This window comes from Peribacillus sp. NPDC096447 (assembly GCF_044762725.1).
Classification (GTDB): Bacteria; Bacillota; Bacilli; order Bacillales; family DSM-1321; genus Peribacillus.
Genome location: NZ_JBIWEV010000017.1, coordinates 1 through 21,796, shown reverse-complemented (window position 1 = coordinate 21,796; position 21,796 = coordinate 1). Strand labels below are relative to the sequence as shown.

Here is a 21,796-nt window from a genome sequence, read left to right as displayed (position 1 = left end):
CCTGCCCCGTTAGTGCCATAATGAAAAACTGCTGCCTTAAAGGCAGCTCCGATCTTCAGCTAAAGCACCTGTTACTGTTAATTAAGAAAAATATTTTTTAGGGCTTGTGCATTATCTTTATCTAACTCTCCATAACTTTCGTTTTCATTATTGCTAATAATTGTTGCTGTACCTGCACTTTCATTAAACCAAATTTCATATTCATAAAGTCTTTCAGGTTCATTTTCATCAAAAGTGTAAAATAAAGTAGCTTCTACGTCTGGTTTTCTAGCCATTTTAACCACTTTATCATCCCATTTGATTTGTTCAAATGCCTGCCTTAGCAGCTCTATTGATTCTCTATCTGTTATCATTACGACATCTTCGTATTTTCCTTCTGTATCAATTTTTTGAACATCTACTCTTGATAATTGTCCTTTTTCTTCAATACATCCGACCAATAACACCATAAAGACAAAAAGAGAAGTAAAATTTATTATTTTTTTCATCATACACCTCCATAAATTTAGACGTTTACATTACAAAATAGTTCCAGCTTATCTTCAACTATCCTGCCCCGTTACTTCCATAAAAAAGCTGTCTTAGAGACAGCTCCGATCTTCAGCTAACGCACCCGTTAGTTTAAGTACAAATATTCTGACATAATTCAATACCATTTTTGGTTCACTATCTAATATCTTGTGTCTTCATTTTTTCTAATTCTTTTTTTCTTTTATTGGATAAAAACTGTCTTCCATGAATCCAGTATCCTAATAAAAAGGCTTCACCAACAACGAATAAGAGCGATAACTTGATTATACCAACTTCAAGTATTCCTGTAGTTCTAAAATATACCAAAAATGACAAATATAATATTGGTAAAACCACTCCCCAGTAAGGATTATTCCTTGTAGATAAAAAGTATTGGATTGCTAGTAACATTAAAGTAATTAAAAGACCATACCAATCATTCATTTATATATCCTCTCTTTCCTTTTTATATTTATCAATAATCATTTTTGCATCTTCTAAACTAATCCTGTCATCAATAGAAAGTTTTTTAATAAAACTTATGAACTCTTCGTTCTCAGAACTATTATTTAGTTTTATTTTTTGAATTAACTTATCTAACCTTATTCTTACAGTTGGATAGGATACTCCATAAAATTTCGCTATCTCTTTTAAAGAGCCTGAATTCATTACAAAGTTTTTAATAAACTCAATATCTTCTATGTCTAAAGATAAAATCCAATTTGGAACATCTTTTGACTCCATTTCCAAAACCTCCCTTCAATAAACTTTATATATAATTTAACATTATCTTTAATAAAATTCAAATAAATTTTAATATTATTAATATTTTGTAGTCCCATAATATAATATTAACTACAAAAAAGGTTATTATATTTACTCTTTTCCCTTTAACTATCCTTCCAGTGGTTCAATAAAAAGGGATTGCCGAAGCAATCCAATATTTTTATTCCACATCCAATAGCGCTAAAGAAATTTAAGTCTTATAGAACTAACCTGCCCCTTTAGTTTCATAAGAAAAAGAGCTGCAAAACCAACTCCCTTATTGAAGTTTTTATCTTTTAAATGCAAATACTGTGGATGTAAGCAAGAAAATAAATCCTAGAAGCGACCCATAAATGTTTAATGGCCTGATTGAAGATGACTGAACCAAACAAGCAGCCAAATAAATGGCTGCTTGTTTTTTTATAATAAGTTTTTTATGCGTCCTTTTCTTAGATATATTTCACCAGATTATTCTAGTTGTTATTGCTTTTTTTTTTCGAAAAATTTCATTATTAAAATTTCTGCTTTTTCTAATTATTCATTACAACATTTTTTGTATTTTTTTCCACTACCACAAGGGCATGGGTCATTTCTTTCTATTTTATTGCTTCTAAACTGGTACCGATTTAGATTTAAATATTTCAGCATTAATTTCTTCATAAGGATCTTTTATTAAACTATAATCAAAATAGTTAATATTATAATCTTCTTTTTTTATTTTAATTAGGGGTTTTAATCCCCCTTCATAACAACTAACAAACGGTTTTATTGCTACAGGGCATTCCAAGAACTTCTTAAAGTCTTCAACTGAAGGATAATCTTCTTTCCAAAGTTTTTGGTACAGTCTTTCTGTAATTTCACTACTAAAAGCTATACCTTTAATCTCGGGTGACATGAAAAATTTCAATAGTGACGATGAATCCATAATTTCAACAGAATTTCTGATAATAGACGAAAAATCAAGAATGTTAGTACAGGTTAATTTAATTATCTTATCGTCACTTGGCATTTTTTTCGGTAATTCAAAACTACATTTTTCTCTTACTTTTTCCCAATCATGCTTTAAAACTGCTTCTCTTCGATTAACTTGTTGGATTCCAAAATCGATAGTATCTAGTGCATTTTTCTTCATTTTATCCGAAAATGGAATTCGAACATGTTTAAATTCTACTAAAAGAAGATGATCATTGAAGAGTCCAATAAAATCAAACTCCACATCTCTACCATCATAAGCTTTAAATTCTATTTTATTTGTATTTACCTGTATATGTGGATTAAATGAAAGAATAAACCTTAATTGTCTTTCAAATTCAACTCCCTTACTAGCAATATCAATATTCCATTCGGTGACTAACATTTCTACTATTCTTACAATATTCATTTGTAAGATAAGGGTTGGACAAAATATTACTTTATTTTGTCCAACATAAATTAATGGTTGTGAAAAAACATCTAATAACGGCTTATTCGAAAATGTAAAAATGTCCACAATACTCTCCGCTATCTTATATTCAATCTCATATAAATATGAAAATTGTTTAATGAATTCAACTTTATCAATTATGGGGGATAATCTTTTATAGTGACTGATATCATCTTGATTAAATCCCTTTAATGCTAGATTTTGATAAATACTAGCAATCGTAAATAAATATTCGAATCCCTTAAATAATTCGGTAATTTTTATACCATCGTGTTCAATTCCATAATAAATATCATCTAGAGATTCAAGTTGTCCCTTTAGTAAATTTCCTATAAATACACTTGATTGAAAATATTCGCTTTTATCAATTTGAAATAAGCTATTTATGTTATTTACATCTAATTTACTTGCTACTTTTTGCATATATCTAAGGGATTCTTGATTTTCTTTCAAAAACTTAGAATTTCTTCGCTGCACATTAATATGATCTCTATATATATATCTATTGATTGCTATCCTTTCCTTTTTATAATCCTCATTAGAAGGTGGATAGAAAATTTTATGTTGTACACCATCTTCTTTTCTTTCTCCTAATTGCCATTCTCTATATTTATATTTCCCCCATATATCCACAAGAATATCCCTTTGTGCCGCTAAGTGCATTATTTCTTCAAGACTTCCTATACCATAAGGGGTTATATTTTCGTGTTCAAAATTCTCTTGCCTCTCAATAGATTTTCTCCCTTTATAATAGAGGAACCTAAACAATGTGTCGGCAATATCAATTAATGCCTCAAGTCGATCTGTTTCTGATATTTTTACTCCTTCCATATCATCTGCATCATATTTAGCAATTACATTTTCCAAGCCAGTAATGAACTTTTTATTATCATTTTCCCTGATCTCGTTAGATAGCCGATGTTGGTCCTCGATATAAATACAAAACATTTGTAGTTGTTCTGAAAGAGAATATTCAAGAAAAGTATTTTTCTCTAATCGTTCTAGATTACTTTTAGAATTTTGGTTAATAATACGAATGGCTTCTGACAATTGTCTAAATTCACTTGCATATTGTGAAATGTTTACATCTTTATCAACTAACTGCAATCCTGCTTGAAGAAATGCTTGGAGAGGTTTTTTTATTTTATCATCAGAGATCGACTTTTCTATAGGTTCAGGTAAACTATTACTTAATAAAAGGCTTTTTCTGAATTTATTAGGGTTTTCCATATACAATTCCACCAGAATATTTGCTGCAACTTCGATGTTTGAATCATTGATTGCTGACTTAAAATCCTTTAAATCCATTTTGTGTTTCCCCCAGAAATATATTTCCATTTTTATCTACTTAATTTTAGATAAAAAAAGTAGACACTTCAATATAAATTTTATTTTGCATCTAAAGCGGATGAGCATCTTAAAAGTCCCTATTTTAAAGCTTTTTTTTATGAGCACAACTTGTCGTTCTAATAATTCAATTTGGACCTTCCTTATTTTCATGGCCTCAGGGGAAAAAGACGGAATTTGCCTCGGAGTGGAAACCTAAGAAGTAAAAGAAGATAATAATATGAATCAATGATGTTGTTGGTAACAAACAACGGGGAATTGGCACCCAAAAAGACAGATCCTTTATTCCCCAATCGAAGAAAAGTCTTTATAATACACGAGACACGAGCGGTTTTGGTCTTGTTTTGGACTTTTTATGGCTTCCATGTAACTGTATTCACTGTTACTAATAAATTCTCAAATGTATTGCCTCACCTTTGAAAAGTTGTCTTCGATATTTTTCCAACCGAATTGGTTTAAAATTTGTGATAGTATTGTTTTCCGCAAAACATTCTGGGATTGCGATAACCATTAAGTGTGTGGGCCACTTAATGCTACATAGTCAAAGGCTAATTTTAAGGACTTTATTGTTTCGTTTTTTTTGCAGCATCTACTATAGTATCAGGATTAGTATTGTTACCTAAAAGATATTCTAAAAGTAAATCAAACATAAGAAACTCTAAAAATTCATTTTTTTGTCCGTTTGTCAAATCATTTAATATATCTTCAAGTAAACTGATTATAGACAGCAGCAGGCGATAGTTCCTTCCAAAAAACAAGTTCAACGAAAAATCAAAAGGTTAGAACAAGAGAATAAAGATTTAAAAGGGCAATTAAAAGTAGCTTATGCAGAGGTATATAAGAAGAAATAACCGTATTTGTATCTTTACAATAAAATACAACTAAATTAATTGTAAAGCCAATAAAAAGAAACCATTTTGACAAAAGATTAAGTCAAAATGGTTTCACTATTTGGGTCTAGCTATGAAGTTTTTATTAAACTAAAGCTACCCGTTAGTTAAATAAGCACTTAATGTCGCAATAGAAGTCCGTTTACGATTCTTGTTATTTAAATCATTGGATATTTTTCAATCTACGGATTTCATTCCATATAATAATCAGTACGAAGAATATGGAATACTGTACTTCACCTACAAAAAAACATTTAATTGCAGCAATAAACATTATTAATAGCCACAAATCGCCTTCTCTGTATTTAAAAGAGAATATACCGAACTTAAGTTTTTTACTTGATATTTCGATTTTTTTCATCAATATTCATCCTTGATAATTAACCAAGTTTTTTTGAGCATAGTATAGATAGGCGTAGTCTTTTAGCCCTTCTGGAATATCCTTTGGTGTTAAAGATAACTCAGATTTTACCTGTATAAACGAAGAAGCAAACCCCAATGCAGCTCCTACTCCAACCGGGAAATTAAAAATGGTAGCTGTTGCTATACCACCCACCGTTTTAGAAACCATTTGCGATACATCAACTTCTATTTTTAAATTTCCTAATAAGCTTTTTATTCCAGATTCACTCATTACTGTATTTATATCAATTATTTTACGTTGTATCTGTTCGATGCTTTTAACTTTTGCACGTTCAGGATCACCTGAATCTAAGATTTCTAAGTAAAGACCATCCGTCAAAGCTCTAAACTCTGACAATTCATCTTTTCTACGTTCTTTAAATATTAATATATCCTCGATGGAAACTTCAGGGGTTGGAATGGGTAGACTATTATATAATTCTATTTCTAAATTTCTTGACAATACACCGTTATCCCTATTTAATACCAATTTTCTATTTGGTTGAGCTAACGACCATCTCCCCGGGTCTGCTTCATTGTTTTTCTTATATACCTCATACTGATTTCGGAGAAATATGTCTAAGAAACGCCCACTTTCCGAAAAAGAAATCGCACTTCTCTTTAAGAAGCCAACATTCTTCAGATACTCAATTTCAGGAGTTGTGGCATTCGATAAAAAGTTTAAAGGAAAATCTACTTTATCCCAATATAATAAATACTGCCTAATTTGCTTAGAAGTAATTGCCAAATTATTTACTTCGAAATTATTTTCACCAATAATAGTTATTTCTGGAGCAACAACTATTCCTCTCATAAAAGAATCCCCTCCTTTTCGTCTTTATTCGACTGGAAGAAAGATATTTCCTTTAGGTTTTTAGAAATTAATACAATTAATCAGTATAACCCCAATTACACTACTATAAATTAATTTTAAATGTTGGCGGATTTGCTTATACACTTAATCAGGGCAATGCTTATAATTTAATGTCTACAAACGGAAGACAAATGACTCTGTATGCGCTGAACCAATGTTTGCTAATGTTAAAGCCGTTGAAAAGTAATATAATCCGATTTCTGGTGCGGAATTTGTTCCTACTTTGCAATAAATATACTTGTTCAACTAAACTGCCCCGATAGTTTATTAAAAACAAAAAAAGGACCTCTGGTCCCTTAAAAATACTTTCTATACAAGTCTCTCCGCATTGCACCACTTAGATATGCATAAATTTTTGTGGTTTCACTTTTTTCATGGCCCATTAAATTTTGAATCACTTCCAGAGGAGCTCCATTATTCAATAAATTTGTGGCGTAACTATGTCTAAGCTGATGAGGATGAATGCTCTTTTCAATGTCCGTTCTCTTTGCTATCAGTTTTATAACGTTTCTCGCTTGAGAAATACTCATTCGATGGGGGGCGCGTGTTGTCACAAAGAGTGCTTCCTCATGATCTTTTCGCTCACTTAAATATCGCTTCAACCATATTTCACAACGAGTATTAAAATATACTTCTCGTTCTTTATTTCCTTTTCCTAATACGATTGCTGATTGATTAGAAAAATTGATTGATGTCCTATCTAGCGTTATTGCTTCACCAATTCTACATCCTGTTGAGTACATAAACTCAAATAAAGCATTTTCGAATGTTGTATGACAAGCTTCCCGCAAATGTTCAATTTCCTCTTCAGACAAGTATTTTGGAACCCTTAATTCTACTTTTGGTTCCTTTATTTTTGATGCAGGATTTCCATTAATTAAATTTTCATCCTGAGCCCATCTAAATAAAGATTTAATAAATCGAATTCTATGCCCCAGACTGGATGGCTTAAGCTTTTCAGCTGCTTTTCCCAGATAAACTTTAAGAGAATTAGTTGAAAGTTCTTGAATGGATATATTTCCAAAACTATTCACTAACAAGTTAAATTGGACTTTATAGGCCTTTAATGTTTGTGATGAATAACCTTGGATTTGCTTATCTGCCTTATATAAACTCCATACATCAGTTAAGATCATTCCTCTTTCTCTCCAATCTATACCATATTAATAGACAGTATAGACAAAAGAAGAACAATTATACTAGATTAGTAGAATTTTTATTAAACAAATGGCCAACACTAGGGCCTCTTTAACTCACTACGCGTAACGACATACAGCATACAGCATACAGCAAGACTACCATATAATAAAGAAAACTAATTGTATTAAGAAATTTATAACTTCATGTAAAAAGCCAACTGGAAAATTCGTTCATCCAATTGGCTTTTATTTTTCTAATTTTTTTTGTTACGTTGGTATTCTCATTGTAAACGGCGTTTTAAAGATAGGCACATTAATACGGTCCTTCGCCACACAAATCCCATTACTAACGATATAGCATTCTACGTAATGACCTCCGTTGAATGAGGTTCGTTCTACCTTCTGAGAGGTTCCTTTTACAATTTCTCCTCTTAGCTTTTTGATTTTTATAGCTTCTGGACCACGATTTCGGACTTTCCAATAGATTTCATACCGTAGCCCTTTATCTTCCACTTCATTTTCCTCTATAAAAAATTTGAGTTCTCTTTTATGCAGTAATGTTTTTCCTTCTCTTAAAAATTTCCGTAATGACCCTTCTCTAAAACCGTCTACCTTTACTTCACATTCTATTTTCAAGTTATATTTAATATCTACTCGAAACATTTCTTCAATGAATCGTTCGCTACTACCGCGATAAGCAAAAGAACTGAACTCAGCTTTTTGTACAGTTTCAGGAACAGGGAACTTGCTGCCAAAGACTTCTTGTAATTTATCGTACAGTTCGTCACTTTCTTCTGTTAAATCTTTAATGTTGTTGTAAGCCTTTTCTGCTTTTGCTACAAAGGCACCGCCTTTGTTATAAACATGCTGTTTACTACCAAGAGCTAACCAGTATTTTTGGTCTTTTTTTAGCCCTTTTAAATAGCAGAATAAATCTTTAAATAAAAATAAGTAATCCTCAAACGTAGCCGTTTGATATTGGGGGTAATTAGTTAAAAATTTATGAACTAGTGTGTCGACTAACAGGCCGCCCATCTTAAATCCGATGTTGTTTTTCCAAGCCCGCACCATTTGACAGATATATTTGAAATGTTCATTGGTATGATCAATCATGTATTCACTTTCACCAATTTCGACCATAGGATCAGTTCGTTTCCATTTACCATTATCATGTGTATCAGGATATTTGTAGCTGCCATCTGTATTTTCAAACGCTGGGCATACCTCTACTTCATAATTCGAAAAAGTGATGACAACAACTTGTCCATCTCCATGCACTTTAATGCTTTCATGGGGATATTTTATTTTAATTTGTGCCTTCACATCCTGAAGCAAAGCTGACTGACCATTTCCTTTATGCTCATCATATTGTTTGAATTTAGATTTTGGCATAACAAACAGCATATCCAAATCACTAACCCCACGGATAGCCGTGCGTCTTCCTAATGATCCAACTATATAGCCATGGTCTTCTTCACTTGTATTGCTATAATAACTTGTATTTAAGCGCTTTGTAATTGATTTGAATTTGGTGTTAATATCTGTTTCATTATCTACTTGTAGCAGCTCTACAAAATTTTCAAATGATTCACTTAACAAATGGTAGTTCCCCCTTAAAAACATAGATCCATCCAAATACAATAATCAGAGCCATAATAATAAAAAAGATGAGCGATTTAGGAATTTTATCTTTCCAGAACTTAAATCTTTTTTGTTCATCTATCCACTCAATCTGCATCTGGCTAAAGAACTTATAATGGGCATACCAATCACTTCCAAAGATTTGATTGCTCATACTAATGGCGTAATACTGATTCATAATAACGTCCATTTCTTGTACTTCATCTTCAAACTCCGGTTCTGAGGAGTTTCTTACTTTATAGTACAGCTGCCTCAATTGATTAAACATTTGAGTAATCTCTACACCTCGTTGATTATATTTCTCTTTTTCCTGGTTAAATGGATTAATCGTCATGCCTACTATGCTGGCCATAACTAAAACAGTAGATATCCCCGTGTTAAATGGACTGTCAGGATAAGATAGTTGACCTACACCTATCAGTAATCCTATCAATGAAATGGCACCTGGCACTTTTGATATAATATCGTATGTAGCAAAATTTTTCTTTGCACCAAACCCAACATTATATCCATTATTCGCCAATTCTTTCAGAAACGCACCCTTACCTAATCCACCCAAAATATCCAATTCCTTTCTAAAAAACAAAATATTTCTATCCTCTTTCATTATACCAAAATTACTAGTTATATAGTTTCTTTGACTTTACGTTCATCAAAATTTTATTTTTATGATGAGACCCTCCTTATTTCCCCGTTGAACTACCTTGCCCCTATAGTTGCATACAAAAAAGGTTGCTTCAGCAACCTTTTTGAATTAAAGCACCTGCTAGTTCAATAGCTACTCAAGACACTGCCCATACATTAGAAAAAGCTGCCTAAAAGACAGCTCCGATCTTAAGCTAACGTACAAGTTAGTTCTATAGAAGTACTTACTTTTATATACAGACTTTAAGACTGTTACTCTTTCACAACCTTATCTAAATGTTGTTACTGCAAATATTATTATTAAGATTCCAATTAAATATAAAAAGAAACTTTCCCAATGAAGAAAAGGAAATTTATCTTTAGTCGTGAGTTTCAACTCAGCTGTTACCCATTTTGATTGCATCACTTGAAAAAATCCAAAATGAGTAATAATATGAGTGCCAATTGCTTGTTTTGATAAAGATAATTCGTCAGATTCTTTTTGAATCTCTTTCAATCGTAAATTAAAACGTACCAAGTCTATTTTTTCTTCTGTATTTTTAACTTCATGGTACATACCTCTTAATTCATTAAACAAAGAAAGGAGCTTCTTTCCTGCTACCTCATATGAGTCCTTGTTATCACCATGGAAGTCTAAAACAAGACCTATAATACCTACAATGATGAGTGAAGCAGATAATAAATCACCTATATTCGCTTGTACATTTTCTTTATAAATGTTTGTCAACTGCATAATTCCAATGAATATGGTTACACAACTGATCAGTCTTGGAAAAATACGATATAAATCATAGGTCATAAAATGCTTTTTGCCACCGAAACCAACATTGTAGCCGGTTTCAGCTATATTTTTGAGTAATGTATTTTTTTCCACCCACAAACAATCCCTCTCTTAGCTTGGATAATAGTTACCAAAAATATCCCTCCAAGTTTGGTAGGCAATGGAGGGATATTTTTTGTCATTTTCAATGGCTTCAATCGATTTTAAATATCCTTGCCTTGCTTTGTACTCAAATTTTCCTTTGCGATATACTTGATCTCCACTACCACGTGCATTCCAAAAAGATTGATCTGGATTTCTTTCAGATAAGTATTTTAAAAAGTCCCTTGTCATCCAATCATAGAAGCCATATGTTCTATCTTTATGTTCATACCCATCTAAGAAATTCATAACAAGCGTTTCAAGAAGCATTCCTGAAATAGGAACATTATTTTGATTTCTCCAGGCTTTCATAATACGGACGAGTTTTTTTACATTTTTATTGTACTTATTATTTAATTCATTTATTGCATTTATTTCAAGAATAGGATATGTAACTTTCCAGGTTCCTCCATAATTTGAATCAGGATAGGTGTAACTTTCTCCCCCTTTATTTATAAAAGCAGGAACTACTTCAAACGTCATGCCATCACTAAAATTAACAACAATAACTTGTCCATCTCCACCTATATCTGTATTGGTGTATGTTGTTTTAATCGAAGCTCTCACTTCTTGAAGCAATGCAGATTGTCCGTTACCTAAGTAATTGTTATACCTAACATAAGTGTCATACGGAAGTTCAATCAACATATCTACATCACTAAACCCTTTAATTGCAGTTCCTCTCCCATATGAACCTACGTACCTTGAATAACGAGATGTAGAATCCAGACCTCTAAAGTCAAGATTCAATCTTCTCGTAATTCTTTCATATCGTTCTGAGACTAAAGCATGATTTTGTGTACGTGCATTGTGTACTAGTAAATTAAAGTTATCGTAGGTTCCCAATAATCCCCCTCCTTAGAAATAATACCTAATTTATTTTATCAAATAATACAAAGAAGTTGGTTAATTCAAAGGTTTTATAACCCTTGTTATATAACCAAAAAAACCCTTATGTTTTGATTGACTTTATATAGTTTAAAGTCAATCATGAATATCATAATAATAACCTTATTAATCAAGGATGAAGTAGGTTACCTACATGTTTTTTCTTTTCTTGACTCTTATTATCCACATAAAATGATTAGCTTCATGATCATCTTCACCTAATCCGTTACAAAATATCTTTCCCCTATCATTATACCTTAATTATCACAATCGGCTAGATATGACTTCGTTTTTACTGAACTGATAGTAGAAAGCATGAAATGATTGATTACTTTCGGTGAATAGTGAAGATTTCAGGAGATAAAAAAATCACCCAAATATTGGCAGGTCGATAGGTAAAAACTTCGGATTTGGGTGAATCGGAGTATATACAAATAGTGCAATATTAGATGTGTGTTCATTAATTTCCCTGTTTAGATAAAGAAATTAGTTGGATTGCAACACAGCTAATTATTGACCCTAACAGCCCCTTGTATAATATAGGAACGTTAATTGGCAAAAGAACTAAAGAAAAGCATATTACTTTACAAAATGTATATAACTTTCTTTTGTTATTAATTAAAAATACAAAGATAGCCGAATTACCTAAGGAAAAAATACTTAATATAACTCTTACTTATTTTAATTGTATAAAAGAGTTGTTACCTGTTGAATGGAGTGATTATAAGCAATATAGACTAACTCATATAGTCTGTTTAAATGCTTTTGCTATAGCCGGCAATAAAATTATTCCTTCAAATTATAATTTTGTTTCTAACCAGTTAAACATTAAAGAAGTAAATAAAGGAATGAGCAGTATAAAGATATTTGATTGGTCTAGTGAAGGAACATTGAAATATCTAAAAGGTGCTAGTGGTTCTAAACTCTTAGCTGAAGACATCATTGCATCTGTAGAAAAATAATTCTTGAATCCACCATTTTCTAATATTAAAATGGCCGAAAAATCAAATTGATTTTCGGCCATTCTTATTCCTTATTCTTTGGAGGGAACTTTCCAGCTCAGTTCATGTATGTATTGTGTTAAAGCATCTGTTAAAAAAAGCATCAACTGTAGCTTTGAAATAAAGATTGATCAAAAGGTCCTCCTGAACCCTCATATTCGTAAATAAATACAATCCATTTTGAAAATAGATTGATCAAAAAGGGTTCTTTTCTAGTGATTTAGTATACAATTTTTATAAAATAGTTGATTATTTTTATAGTGATCATTATAGAACTCACCCGTTAGTTCATTAAGACCTATGTAGAGTTGAAACAAACTGCGAAATAAAAAAAGGCAGAGCTCAATCATTCTGCCTTTAAAACATCTATAGTCTTCTTTATTCATAAAAGGAGGTCTGTAGGTTTTTTGACTCAATCATATCAGACACAAACGTATACAGATTTGGTGGATGCTCTGCAATGCGATGTGCAAGATACAAGTACCATTCCGTTCCATATGTGACGTACACCTTCGTCTGGAAATTCTCATCTCTCAGTGATTTAAGTAAATCTGGACGAACACCATCTAACATTTCTACTTCAGTATATGGATTGGCAATCAGTCCATTTTCTTTAAGTGCTGCGACTAGCTTTTCATCATGTGTTGCTATCGACAGAGGATGGTTTCTTGCCACACAAGCCATAACAAAATCTACGTAACGCTTATCTAGTTCTTCAGATCGTGGGATATACGTACCTTCTTTTTCTTGATAAGCACCTTTTACTAAGCGAATTTTGCCTTGAAATTCCAGTAATTCTTGCAGGTCAAATTGGGAACGGAGTAAGTGTACTTGTAATGTTATGCCGAGATTCGCATACATCGGTGACAGTTTTTTATATATGTTAAGGATCTGATCGGTCTTTTCTGACTCCTCCATGCTAATCATGAGCTGGATATCGTATTGTTGAGCTTGTAGTGCGATTTCTTTCAAGTGTTTAGTTACAAGAGCATCTGAGATCGACATACCTATATGTGAAAGATCGAAAGAAATGGTTGATTTCATTTCTTTAGCGCCAATCTCGTTAATCAGTGAGAGAAATTCATTCTTTGCTGAGATACATTCATTTTCGGATCGTGTGTTTTCACCAAGATACTCGATGGATACTAGATAACCCATTTGAGCAAGCATGGAAATACGTGCCAATCCCTCTGTCCGTGTATGGCCTGAGACAAATCTTTTTGCAGCTTTCATAAAGAGAGGGAAAAGTTCCTTAGAGTTTTGTATGTATTCTTTGATATCTTCGTTTCGTGCGATGGATTTCAATGCTTTTGAAACACGCTGTTCTGCTTCGTTATACATTTGTATCACGCCCTTTTTTATGAATGGTTTAGATTAGTTTGTGAAAATTCTGATTTCTTTATATAGTATACCATTTTACTAGATCATGATATGTGTTACCGTAAAGTCCGTATACACTACCTGGCCCCTTCAGTTCTATAAGAAAAAGCTGCCTAAAAGCAGCTCCGATCTTCAGCTAAAGCTACCCTTTAGTTTAAGTACATTATTTCACAAACTGGTCTTTTCTATTTCTTTTATTACAGGAATGTAGACCTTTAGCCAACAAAAAAGAGCATTGATTATTCTTGGATCAATGCCCCAGTTTGTTTAAGGTAATCTTTTAGAATGAACATATCCATGATACCAGCTCATAACACTACAGTCGACACGATGTCGTTCATGTACACTAGCTTTTTTTAAAATGTTCTTTACAAGGGTTCAGTGCCTTGCTGCTACAAATCAATTATCAAAGAAGTTCTTTCAATGCTTTTGAAAGAGGTGTCAACGGATGCCCCAGCACTTTTTCAAACACGTCAGGGCTTGCTTCCGATTCTCCGTTATTTCCTGCTATGGCATAATCCTGATAGCTCTTAGCAAGCATCAATCCCATTTGTGATATTCCGGTTTGCGCTATATTACGATCAAAATCATTCCGTGTAACCTCTTGAATATCAATGGTCTGACTTGTAGCTGCTTCTGCTGCATGTACCAATTCCTTTAACGTAGACGGTCTACCGGCAAATTCCAATACCGAGCCGTAATTGCCACCAGCAATGACTCTGGCACCGGCTTCTGCGTATTCTCGTTTCAAAGCCCATGAAATCTGTTCATCTCCGGAGTAATACCAGAAATTTTTCGTCTTTACTGAAGTAGCAATAAATGGTGCTATAATTTCTAAATACCAGTTATTGCGCAGGAATGTATAAGGGATACCCGAATTCTTTATCAGTTCTTCCGTCTGACGATGGTTGATTTCCAGTCCGAACTTGGGATACTCCAAACCATTGAGGCTCGTATATGCGATATACTTAACCCCGTTAATTCTGGCTGCCTCCACGACATTCTTCTGCACTCCCGGCACAGAAATCGAAACGAACAAGAGACGGTCGATTCCTTTTAGCGCCTCCACCATAGAATTCAGATTCGTATAATCGCCAATGCGGATATTGATTCCCTTATCCTTTAAAGCCTTGCCTTTTTCCTCGCTGCGAACGAGAGCGTACAGATTCGCTTCCGGAGCGAATTCTCTCAAATAATCCAATGCGTAGCTTCCATAGCCACCGTTTGCGCCTGTCACCATAATATTCATAATCGTTTTCCTCGCTTTCTTTCATTTCAAATATTGCTTCTATTTTATTTGAAGATTCACTATGTGGGATGAAACATTAATTTTTTAGATTGAACTTTAATTACAAATACATTCTTACAAATTTATCGGCATTTTGAATACGTGTAAAAATGAACTTTCATCTTTAATGCATGCTCTTTACTTCTTGTCTTGTCCGTTGTTATTGGAGCGACGCATGAACAAGCCAATAATAAAGCCAATAACAGCAAGTATCATCACAGTCCCAAATACGTTTTGCGCACCCGCGGTCATCGCATTTGCAATTTCATCAAGCATTGTTGGTGCAGATGAAGTAGCTAAATACTGGTTCATTCCATCTGATAAAATACTAATCGCTACAGCTGTTCCGATGGCCCCAATGACTTGCATCAATGTGTTCAGGACAGCTGAACCATGAGGATATAATTCAGGTGGCAGCTGATTTAAGGCGTTCGTTTGTGAGGCTGGCCAAATGAGTGCAATCCCTCCCATCAGAACCATATGCAATGCAACAATTAATCCAATTGATGAAGCTGGCGTTAATGTTGTGAAGAACCATAAAACCAACATCACAATGACTAAACCTGGTATTACAACCCATTTCGGTCCATACTTATCGAATAAACGCCCTGAGATCATCTGTAAAGTACCGTTTAGTACACTACCTGGTAATAACATTAAACCTGCAACAAACACCGATAGCCCTGCCCCTGTTTGCAAGAACATTGGCAACACAATCATTGTCGACATAACAATTACCATACACATCATCACAAGGAAAACCCCGATAACGAACATCGGATATTTGAATACACGTAAATTTAGTAGTGGCTGATCATTATTTTGTCGGAACACAAACAAAACAAGCGCAATCACACCAATAATAATCAATGTCAAAACGAGGGGACTAGACCATCCACCGCCTGCTTCACCAGCATGGCTAAAACCAAATACAATGCTTCCGAAACCAACCGTCGATAAAATAGCTGAAAGAAAATCGATACGTTGTTTACGTACTTCTGTTACATTTTCTAAATATTTTACGCCAAATACCATACCAATCACTAGGAATGGTAATAAAAACCAGAAAATAAAGTTCCAAGATAAATATTGTATCATCATTCCACTAATCGCTGGACCTATTGCTGGTGCAAACGATAAGACTAACCCAATATAGCCCATAGCTCCGCCTCGTTTTTCTGGAGGGAAAATCACAAGCACTGTGTTAAACATGAGAGGTAATAATAACCCCATACCAATTGCCTGTAGAACCCGTGCAAACATGAGCATTTCGAAGTTGATTGATACAGCCGCCAAAAATGTACCTACCGTTAAACCAGCTGTTGACGCGATAAAAAGTTGTCTTGTCGTAAACATTTGCAATAATAGACCAGTGAACGGCATTAAAATACCAAGTGTTAGTAAGTAACCTGTTGTCAACCATTGCGCCGTAGCAGCATTAATTTGGAACACTTCCATTAAATTAGTTATTGCTATGTTTAGAGAAGTCTCGCTAAACATACCAACAAAACCGCAGATAAGCAGCGATGCCAAAATGGCACGCGTATTGTATTGTCTCTTCATTTTTATATCTCCTTGTAGTTAAATTTAAGTAATAACCGTTAATTTTTATATGATAACCATGTTTCAGCCTTCCACTGTTCCCACTTCTTAGTGCGGTTAAGTTTCGACACATAACCTTTAACAGGTAAGTATTTCTTGTTTCCATACTTCTAGAAATATAAAAATAGAAAACTTGGTAAATCATGATTGTGACTCTTTATCGCTTACCACAATATAAAAACAAAATTTATCGTAAGTTAAGGAGACCTAATGTTATCAAAGCTCCAATCCTTTTAGGATATAACATAATTCCATGTTTCTAGAAATACGGAAATATAAATCAATGTAAATTATGATTACGTGAATCTTTATCGTACCCACAATATAAAACAAAATTTATCTAATTTAAGGAGACCTCATGTTATCAAACCTCCGATCCTTTTAGAATCTAACATTTTATATTTCGAAAAAAATGGAAATAACAAACAAAAAATAATTCCATACGAATACAGAATTATTTTGTTTATGATTTCGGTTTAACCGGATTAATGGAAATATCATATACATCAGGTGCATATTTTCTTATAATTTCCTCATTCAAACTATAATAAATATAGGTTCCTCGCTTCTCACTATTTAAAATTCCACAATCTGACAATTGCTTTAAATGATGAGATAACGTGGATAAAGGAATACCATCAAGACTGCAATCAAGCTGTCCTGGACACAAACAATTTTCCTTACCAATAATTTGGATAATTTTGTATCGGGTACGATCCCCCAATGCTTTATGAATTTTAACGATTTGATCAATATCCATTTTAGGTGTACCCCCTTCTCTAATATAAAATGTTTTACCATCAAGTATTTCGATATAAGTCGAAATAAATAATATCATGATATAAATATAATGTAAAGGATTTGGGTTTCCAACTAATAAGTATGCATTTGTTGTACGAAGACACAAAGATAAGTACATTGGGGACATGAATTTGAGTACATAGAGTTATTAATCCACTCAAAACCGCACCAATTCAATCTCTAACTGTTTTGAGATACAAAATCGAGTACATTATAAACAATACAGTCATATAAATTTATCTGTAAACACAAAGGGGAAGGCAATATCTATACCCTCCCCTTTTTCGAACACAACTTATTTTTTTAATCTTCTTGATTATTTTTGTGATCCTTAATGAACTAACGCACCCGTTAGTTTAAGTAGATTTCTTCACAAACTTTTTAGTATTTCAGTTAATACAAGAATGCTGCCCCGTTTCTAGATAAGAAAAGGCTATGTTAAAGTTCTTGGTTGATTTTGAATAAATCATAATCGTATATGGTATGGAACACCATTCTAAGGTGAAAAGCTAAAGCAAATATACACTAATAATGAGCTTGAAAATGTATCTCCAAGCTTCTAATATTTTTCTGTGAATTATCCCCTTTTGTTTAAAAAGTAGGATTGTTTACCTATCGCTGAATTAAGATATTCCCTACATATTGGGGAGTACCTCTTGAACTTGTGAATACAACTTCTAAAACATAACTCCCTTTGTTATTTGGGATTCGAAATACCCTATCATCTTCCAATTCTAGTTCGATTCGTTGTTCATCTTTCAGTAGGGCAACTGTTATTTTTGGGTCTGTCCAAATATCTCACCATTTCTTACGTTCTCTTGAAAATCCAAGGAAACTTTTTCGTTAGCAGAAACCTTCATTTCTTCTTGTGATAATCCGAATACTTGAATATCATCTATTTTTTGATGTACATCTCCACTCGATGAACTCCAACTGATATTTCCTTCTGTTAATTGCACAGATGTACTAAGGTCTTCTGAATATAAGTGAGCAGTTGGAACACCAACATCATAATCTTCTCCTATGCATCCTGTTAATATAAAAACTAAGAACATTCCTATAAATAAACTAAAAAAGCCTTTCATTTCATACCCCCTATTTTTCACCCTTTCTAATTTAAATCCAATTATACTCTAATAATACATATTATCCCATTTTACCTGTATATCATTTTTTTTTCTTCAATTAAACTGCCCTGATAGTTGCATAAAGAAAGAGCTGCCTTAAAGACAGCTCCGATCTTCAGCTAACGCACCCGTTAGTTTAAGTGTATTAAATCACAAACTTAGCTGGTTTTGTTTAATAAGAAAGATGTGCTCAAAACTCATTTTTATTCATTATCAGGAATGCTACTCCGTTAGTTGAAAGGGGATATTTTACTTTAATCAAATATAGGTAATTTAGTACCAATGTTTAATTTATTTTCTTTTTATCTTCGCTATATACAATGATTTTATAAGAATCATTTTTCACTACTTCATAAGATTCGTCAGATTTGATGTACTGCTTAATTTCTCTTTCAATCATATTACCATATTCCTTAGCATCCGAATCAGAAGATTTTACCGACGTATTTATAGTAAATGTTACTGGTAAGGATTCGAATGAGAATGATAAAAGATTAACTTTGTAATCTTCGTTAAATTGTAACCTTCTTTCCAATACGTTAGTAATGGGTTTCCACCTTTGTTCTTGTTCCCTAATTTTCAAGTTAATTTTATCGATTTCAATTTTGTAGGAATCTAATTCTTCACTTTGGATAACTTTATTTATCTCTTCTTTTATTTCTTCTATCTGGTTCTCAGTGTCGGGTACTTTTAATTTAATCAAGCGACTCTCTTTAGTATAGTTCACTTGCAATTCTAAAATATTGAAATTCTGTTTTTTTAACTCTTTTGAAAGTTCATCGGAAAGTAACTTGACTTCAGCCATCCTTATATCTTGTTTCGCGTTTAGCTCTTTATCAAGAGGGTCTTCTTCGTATCTTTGTATTTTAATTGAATATGGACCTAAATTCTCCGATTGAAGTGCATCATTCACGCTTTTTCTAATGTTATTTTGCAAAGAAGACAGCTTATTTTCTGGATCTCTGATAGCTAGGATGATTTCTTTATCTGCTTTTGAAACTTGTATGTCCCAAATATCATAGTCCTCTTTGTTGGCTACATCCAAAATAATTCTCTCTATATCTATGATTTGATCTTCCTGATTTAAAAAATAACTTAAATACGGAATTTCGGATAGCATTCTAGCCATAGCTGGAGAGACAAATGCAGAACCAATGAGAAGTGTAAATAGTAATAGGACTGAACAAACAGAATAAGTGATTTTTTTCCCTAAACTGGACCTATGTTTTTTGGTTCTTTCAAAGTTAGATGTCTTATTTATGTATCCAACTTTTCTCAAAACATTTTGTTTATGTTTTTCCTCAAAGCGTATTTCTTTCAGTACGGTTTTATTCATTTTATCTTGGAGGTTTTTCATTTTATCTTCCATCCATATTCCCCTCCTTAAATATACTTTTTAATAAATTTCGTGCACGGTAGAGTCTAGTCTTTATTGTATTTTCGTTAACATTTAATAAATCTGCTATTTCTAAAATGGAAAGATCCTCGTAATAATAGAGGATTATTACTTCTCTCAATTTCAGGGGAAGAGATAGAATTATTTTCGAAATCCAACGATTCTCTTCTAAATCTAAAAGTTTAAGCTCAGTTGTATTCGTTCCATTTTTAAAAAAGGAACTGATTAAATCGGTATAAAACAAATTTTTAAAAGACCAGCTTTTAAGTTCATCTTTACATTTATTTACGGTTATCCGATAAATCCATGTTTTTACCGACGATTGATTACGGAACTTATCCATATGTTGATAACAACTTATAAACACTTCTTGGGCTATGTCTTCTGCTAATGTCTTTTGCTTCACGTATGTATAAGCTAGGCGTACGACCATATCGCCATATTGCTCCATAATTGTTTCTAGATGAATTTCTTCGGTGGTCTCATTGACTTCAAAAAAAGAAGCCTCATCCATTTTCTTTTTCACGTGCAATCATATCCTCCTCTTTTTCTATGGTTAGACGATTCACATAGAGAAATGGTTCTGTTTTCTCCAAATTAAAAATGAATAATCACAATTTAAAATGTATATTACCTTACCTATCTGGACTGGACTCAACAATTCTTAGATTATTTCATTTTAATTTGAATGTATGATTGTATAAAAAATACTTTTAAAAGGCCGCCAATTGGCGGCCTTCTTATGGCGCTAACGCACCCGTTAGTTCATTAAAGCTAGTTTATTATTTGTGATTTTTCAATATTTGAACCTCTTTTTCTAGTTTATCGATTTTTTGTTGAAGTTTTTTCTTAGGTTCTAAAATCCTTCGACCTAATATAACGAAGAAGCCGGTAATAGCAATAACTACCCCAGCAGAAGCTATAAACAATATCAAGGTAATGTCAAACATAGAAACAACTCCTAATTTATTCTTGGTATTTTCATATACGAAAATTGAACAACAAAGTTTATTTTTCTTTCACTATAAGAAAAATAGCTGCTGATCAGTTCCCGATAATGAAGTAAAGCACCTGTTGAATAAAACTTATTGTAGAGTGACATATAGTGTGACAAAAAAAAGACGGTTTTACCGTCTAATAGATTGCACTAGTTTTCTTAGTAAAATCAAAACTAATATTACGCAAAGAGAAGATAGAATTAATCCTGAAATTCCTATATTAGTTAACAAATTCACACCGCCTAATTAATGCCATTACTAAATTTTAGGTGTTTTGATAAAAATAGTCAATAATCACGGTTCGAATAAGCTACGCTTCTAGAACTATCCTACCCCGTTAGTGCCATAAGAAAAAGGCTGCCTTACAGACAGCTCGGATCTACAGCTAACGCACCTGTTAGTTGATTAAGGAATCAGATATTTATTAGACAATAAATTTAGTAAACCACGCAATATAACCTGCCCCTGGAATAAAAAATACTTGGGCTAGAATCGTTCCTAATAAACGAGAAGTAACCATCATAAGAGATACACCCTTGAGACTAAGGTAACTTCCCTTTTGATTTATTACGTCATCAGCAAGAATAGATATTTTAGGGTCAATAAAAATTATAAGTAAAATTGTAGCTATTCCATTTATAAGGCCCGATGCCATAATAGCTGTTGTTGCCCTTTCTGGAGCTATTAAAGCAGCATATAACGCAGATAACACTCCAATTGTATAGATTGCAGTTATTACCATATTAATTAAAAACAA

21 protein-coding genes and 1 pseudogene are annotated in these 21,796 nt (G+C 32.8%); 2 read left to right on the top strand and 20 right to left on the bottom strand.

Annotated features, from left to right (window positions below):
- Positions 1-77 precede the first annotated feature (77 nt).
- The 5 genes from ACIQZD_RS25730 to ACIQZD_RS25710 all read right to left on the bottom strand — a co-directional run bounded on the left by ACIQZD_RS25730 (position 78) and on the right by ACIQZD_RS25710 (position 4,006).
- Positions 78-488, bottom strand: a complete 411-nt coding sequence (locus tag ACIQZD_RS25730) for a YhfM domain-containing protein (protein WP_402907603.1) — start codon at positions 486-488, stop codon at positions 78-80.
- A 178-nt stretch (positions 489-666) separates the two neighbouring features.
- Entirely contained in the window at positions 667-954 is a 288-nt protein-coding gene (locus tag ACIQZD_RS25725) for a hypothetical protein (protein ID WP_402907600.1), read from the bottom strand.
- A complete protein-coding gene (locus tag ACIQZD_RS25720) occupies positions 955-1,254 on the bottom strand; it encodes a DUF2089 family protein (protein WP_402907597.1) in 300 nt (99 codons plus the stop codon).
- Between the two features lie 555 nt (positions 1,255-1,809).
- Positions 1,810-1,923, bottom strand: a complete 114-nt coding sequence (locus tag ACIQZD_RS25715; RefSeq protein WP_402907594.1) for an SEC-C metal-binding domain-containing protein — start codon at positions 1,921-1,923, stop codon at positions 1,810-1,812.
- Positions 1,886-4,006 carry a hypothetical protein gene (locus ACIQZD_RS25710; RefSeq protein ID WP_402907591.1) on the bottom strand — a complete coding sequence of 707 codons (2,121 nt, stop codon included), beginning with the start codon at positions 4,004-4,006 and terminating at the stop codon, positions 1,886-1,888. Before ACIQZD_RS25710 ends, ACIQZD_RS25715 begins: the two co-directional genes overlap by 38 nt.
- 800 nt (positions 4,007-4,806) lie before the next feature.
- On the opposite strand from ACIQZD_RS25710, the pseudogene ACIQZD_RS25705 reads away from it, so the two are divergent.
- A pseudogene (locus ACIQZD_RS25705) lies at positions 4,807-4,896 on the top strand (DUF6262 family protein); the annotation flags it as partial.
- Positions 4,897-5,302: 406 nt separating this feature from the next.
- On the opposite strand, the gene ACIQZD_RS25700 reads toward ACIQZD_RS25705, so the two are convergent.
- From ACIQZD_RS25700 to ACIQZD_RS25675, 6 genes are all read right to left on the bottom strand, one after another.
- Positions 5,303-6,151 (bottom strand): DUF6236 family protein, encoded by an 849-nt coding sequence (locus ACIQZD_RS25700; protein WP_402907588.1) that lies wholly within the window; start codon positions 6,149-6,151, stop codon positions 5,303-5,305.
- 356 nt (positions 6,152-6,507) lie between these two features.
- Entirely contained in the window at positions 6,508-7,347 is an 840-nt protein-coding gene (locus tag ACIQZD_RS25695) for a tyrosine-type recombinase/integrase (protein WP_402907585.1), read from the bottom strand.
- Between the two features lie 270 nt (positions 7,348-7,617).
- The gene (locus ACIQZD_RS25690; RefSeq protein ID WP_402907583.1) at positions 7,618-8,949 is read right to left on the bottom strand and encodes a nucleotide-binding domain-containing protein; all 1,332 of its coding nucleotides are present in this window, start codon (positions 8,947-8,949) and stop codon (positions 7,618-7,620) included.
- Positions 8,939-9,550 carry an SLATT domain-containing protein gene (locus ACIQZD_RS25685; RefSeq protein ID WP_402907580.1) on the bottom strand — a complete coding sequence of 204 codons (612 nt, stop codon included), beginning with the start codon at positions 9,548-9,550 and terminating at the stop codon, positions 8,939-8,941. The genes ACIQZD_RS25690 and ACIQZD_RS25685 overlap by 11 nt, the downstream gene beginning before the upstream one ends.
- 354 nt (positions 9,551-9,904) lie before the next feature.
- Positions 9,905-10,510: an SLATT domain-containing protein gene (locus tag ACIQZD_RS25680; RefSeq protein ID WP_402907577.1), complete on the bottom strand. Its 606-nt coding sequence runs from the start codon at positions 10,508-10,510 to the stop codon at positions 9,905-9,907.
- Between the two features lie 18 nt (positions 10,511-10,528).
- Positions 10,529-11,404 (bottom strand): SMODS domain-containing nucleotidyltransferase, encoded by an 876-nt coding sequence (locus ACIQZD_RS25675; RefSeq protein WP_402907574.1) that lies wholly within the window; start codon positions 11,402-11,404, stop codon positions 10,529-10,531.
- A 572-nt stretch (positions 11,405-11,976) separates the two neighbouring features.
- On the opposite strand from ACIQZD_RS25675, the gene ACIQZD_RS25670 reads away from it, so the two are divergent.
- Positions 11,977-12,408, top strand: a complete 432-nt coding sequence (locus tag ACIQZD_RS25670; protein WP_402907571.1) for a ParB N-terminal domain-containing protein — start codon at positions 11,977-11,979, stop codon at positions 12,406-12,408.
- 417 nt (positions 12,409-12,825) lie between these two features.
- On the opposite strand, the gene ACIQZD_RS25665 is transcribed toward ACIQZD_RS25670, so the two are convergent.
- The 9 genes from ACIQZD_RS25665 to ACIQZD_RS25625 all read right to left on the bottom strand — a co-directional run.
- Positions 12,826-13,788: a proline dehydrogenase family protein gene (locus ACIQZD_RS25665; protein WP_402907568.1), complete on the bottom strand. Its 963-nt coding sequence runs from the start codon at positions 13,786-13,788 to the stop codon at positions 12,826-12,828.
- Between the two features lie 445 nt (positions 13,789-14,233).
- Positions 14,234-15,076, bottom strand: a complete 843-nt coding sequence (locus ACIQZD_RS25660) for an NAD(P)H-binding protein (protein WP_402907565.1) — start codon at positions 15,074-15,076, stop codon at positions 14,234-14,236.
- Between the two features lie 177 nt (positions 15,077-15,253).
- A complete protein-coding gene (locus ACIQZD_RS25655; RefSeq protein ID WP_402907562.1) occupies positions 15,254-16,678 on the bottom strand; it encodes a DHA2 family efflux MFS transporter permease subunit in 1,425 nt (474 codons plus the stop codon).
- Positions 16,679-17,180: 502 nt separating this feature from the next.
- Positions 17,181-17,477: an ArsR/SmtB family transcription factor gene (locus ACIQZD_RS25650; RefSeq protein WP_402907559.1), complete on the bottom strand. Its 297-nt coding sequence runs from the start codon at positions 17,475-17,477 to the stop codon at positions 17,181-17,183.
- Between the two features lie 814 nt (positions 17,478-18,291).
- A complete protein-coding gene (locus tag ACIQZD_RS25645; protein ID WP_402907556.1) occupies positions 18,292-18,603 on the bottom strand; it encodes a hypothetical protein in 312 nt (103 codons plus the stop codon).
- A gap of 328 nt (positions 18,604-18,931) precedes the next feature.
- Complete coding sequence (locus ACIQZD_RS25640; RefSeq protein WP_402907553.1) at positions 18,932-20,014, bottom strand: DUF4030 domain-containing protein; 1,083 nt, start codon at positions 20,012-20,014, stop codon at positions 18,932-18,934.
- Complete coding sequence (locus ACIQZD_RS25635; protein ID WP_402907627.1) at positions 20,004-20,492, bottom strand: sigma-70 family RNA polymerase sigma factor; 489 nt, start codon at positions 20,490-20,492, stop codon at positions 20,004-20,006. The genes ACIQZD_RS25640 and ACIQZD_RS25635 overlap by 11 nt, the downstream gene beginning before the upstream one ends.
- 331 nt (positions 20,493-20,823) lie before the next feature.
- The gene (locus ACIQZD_RS25630; protein ID WP_239859451.1) at positions 20,824-20,991 is read right to left on the bottom strand and encodes a hypothetical protein; all 168 of its coding nucleotides are present in this window, start codon (positions 20,989-20,991) and stop codon (positions 20,824-20,826) included.
- Between the two features lie 472 nt (positions 20,992-21,463).
- Positions 21,464-21,796, bottom strand: a 333-nt coding sequence (locus ACIQZD_RS25625; RefSeq protein ID WP_402907548.1) for a lipid II flippase Amj, incomplete at its 5' end; no start/stop codon positions are given.

What these genes read in the sequence shown, in the direction of transcription:
- ACIQZD_RS25700 (WP_402907588.1), bottom strand. Translation starts at nt 6,151, where the DNA reads ATGAGAGGAATAGTTGTTGCTCCAGAAATAACTATTATTGGTGAAAAT.
- ACIQZD_RS25660 (WP_402907565.1), bottom strand. Translation starts at nt 15,076, where the DNA reads ATGAATATTATGGTGACAGGCGCAAACGGTGGCTATGGAAGCTACGCA.
- ACIQZD_RS25630 (WP_239859451.1), bottom strand. Translation starts at nt 20,991, where the DNA reads ATGTTTGACATTACCTTGATATTGTTTATAGCTTCTGCTGGGGTAGTT.
- ACIQZD_RS25655 (WP_402907562.1), bottom strand. Translation starts at nt 16,678, where the DNA reads ATGAAGAGACAATACAATACGCGTGCCATTTTGGCATCGCTGCTTATC.
- ACIQZD_RS25720 (WP_402907597.1), bottom strand. Translation starts at nt 1,254, where the DNA reads ATGGAGTCAAAAGATGTTCCAAATTGGATTTTATCTTTAGACATAGAA.
- ACIQZD_RS25640 (WP_402907553.1), bottom strand. Translation starts at nt 20,014, where the DNA reads ATGGAAGATAAAATGAAAAACCTCCAAGATAAAATGAATAAAACCGTA.
- ACIQZD_RS25725 (WP_402907600.1), bottom strand. Translation starts at nt 954, where the DNA reads ATGAATGATTGGTATGGTCTTTTAATTACTTTAATGTTACTAGCAATC.
- ACIQZD_RS25730 (WP_402907603.1), bottom strand. Translation starts at nt 488, where the DNA reads ATGAAAAAAATAATAAATTTTACTTCTCTTTTTGTCTTTATGGTGTTA.
- ACIQZD_RS25650 (WP_402907559.1), bottom strand. Translation starts at nt 17,477, where the DNA reads ATGGATATTGATCAAATCGTTAAAATTCATAAAGCATTGGGGGATCGT.
- ACIQZD_RS25710 (WP_402907591.1), bottom strand. Translation starts at nt 4,006, where the DNA reads ATGGATTTAAAGGATTTTAAGTCAGCAATCAATGATTCAAACATCGAA.
- ACIQZD_RS25665 (WP_402907568.1), bottom strand. Translation starts at nt 13,788, where the DNA reads ATGTATAACGAAGCAGAACAGCGTGTTTCAAAAGCATTGAAATCCATC.
- ACIQZD_RS25695 (WP_402907585.1), bottom strand. Translation starts at nt 7,347, where the DNA reads ATGATCTTAACTGATGTATGGAGTTTATATAAGGCAGATAAGCAAATC.
- ACIQZD_RS25635 (WP_402907627.1), bottom strand. Translation starts at nt 20,492, where the DNA reads ATGGAGCAATATGGCGATATGGTCGTACGCCTAGCTTATACATACGTG.
- ACIQZD_RS25645 (WP_402907556.1), bottom strand. Translation starts at nt 18,603, where the DNA reads ATGAAAGGCTTTTTTAGTTTATTTATAGGAATGTTCTTAGTTTTTATA.
- ACIQZD_RS25715 (WP_402907594.1), bottom strand. Translation starts at nt 1,923, where the DNA reads ATGCTGAAATATTTAAATCTAAATCGGTACCAGTTTAGAAGCAATAAA.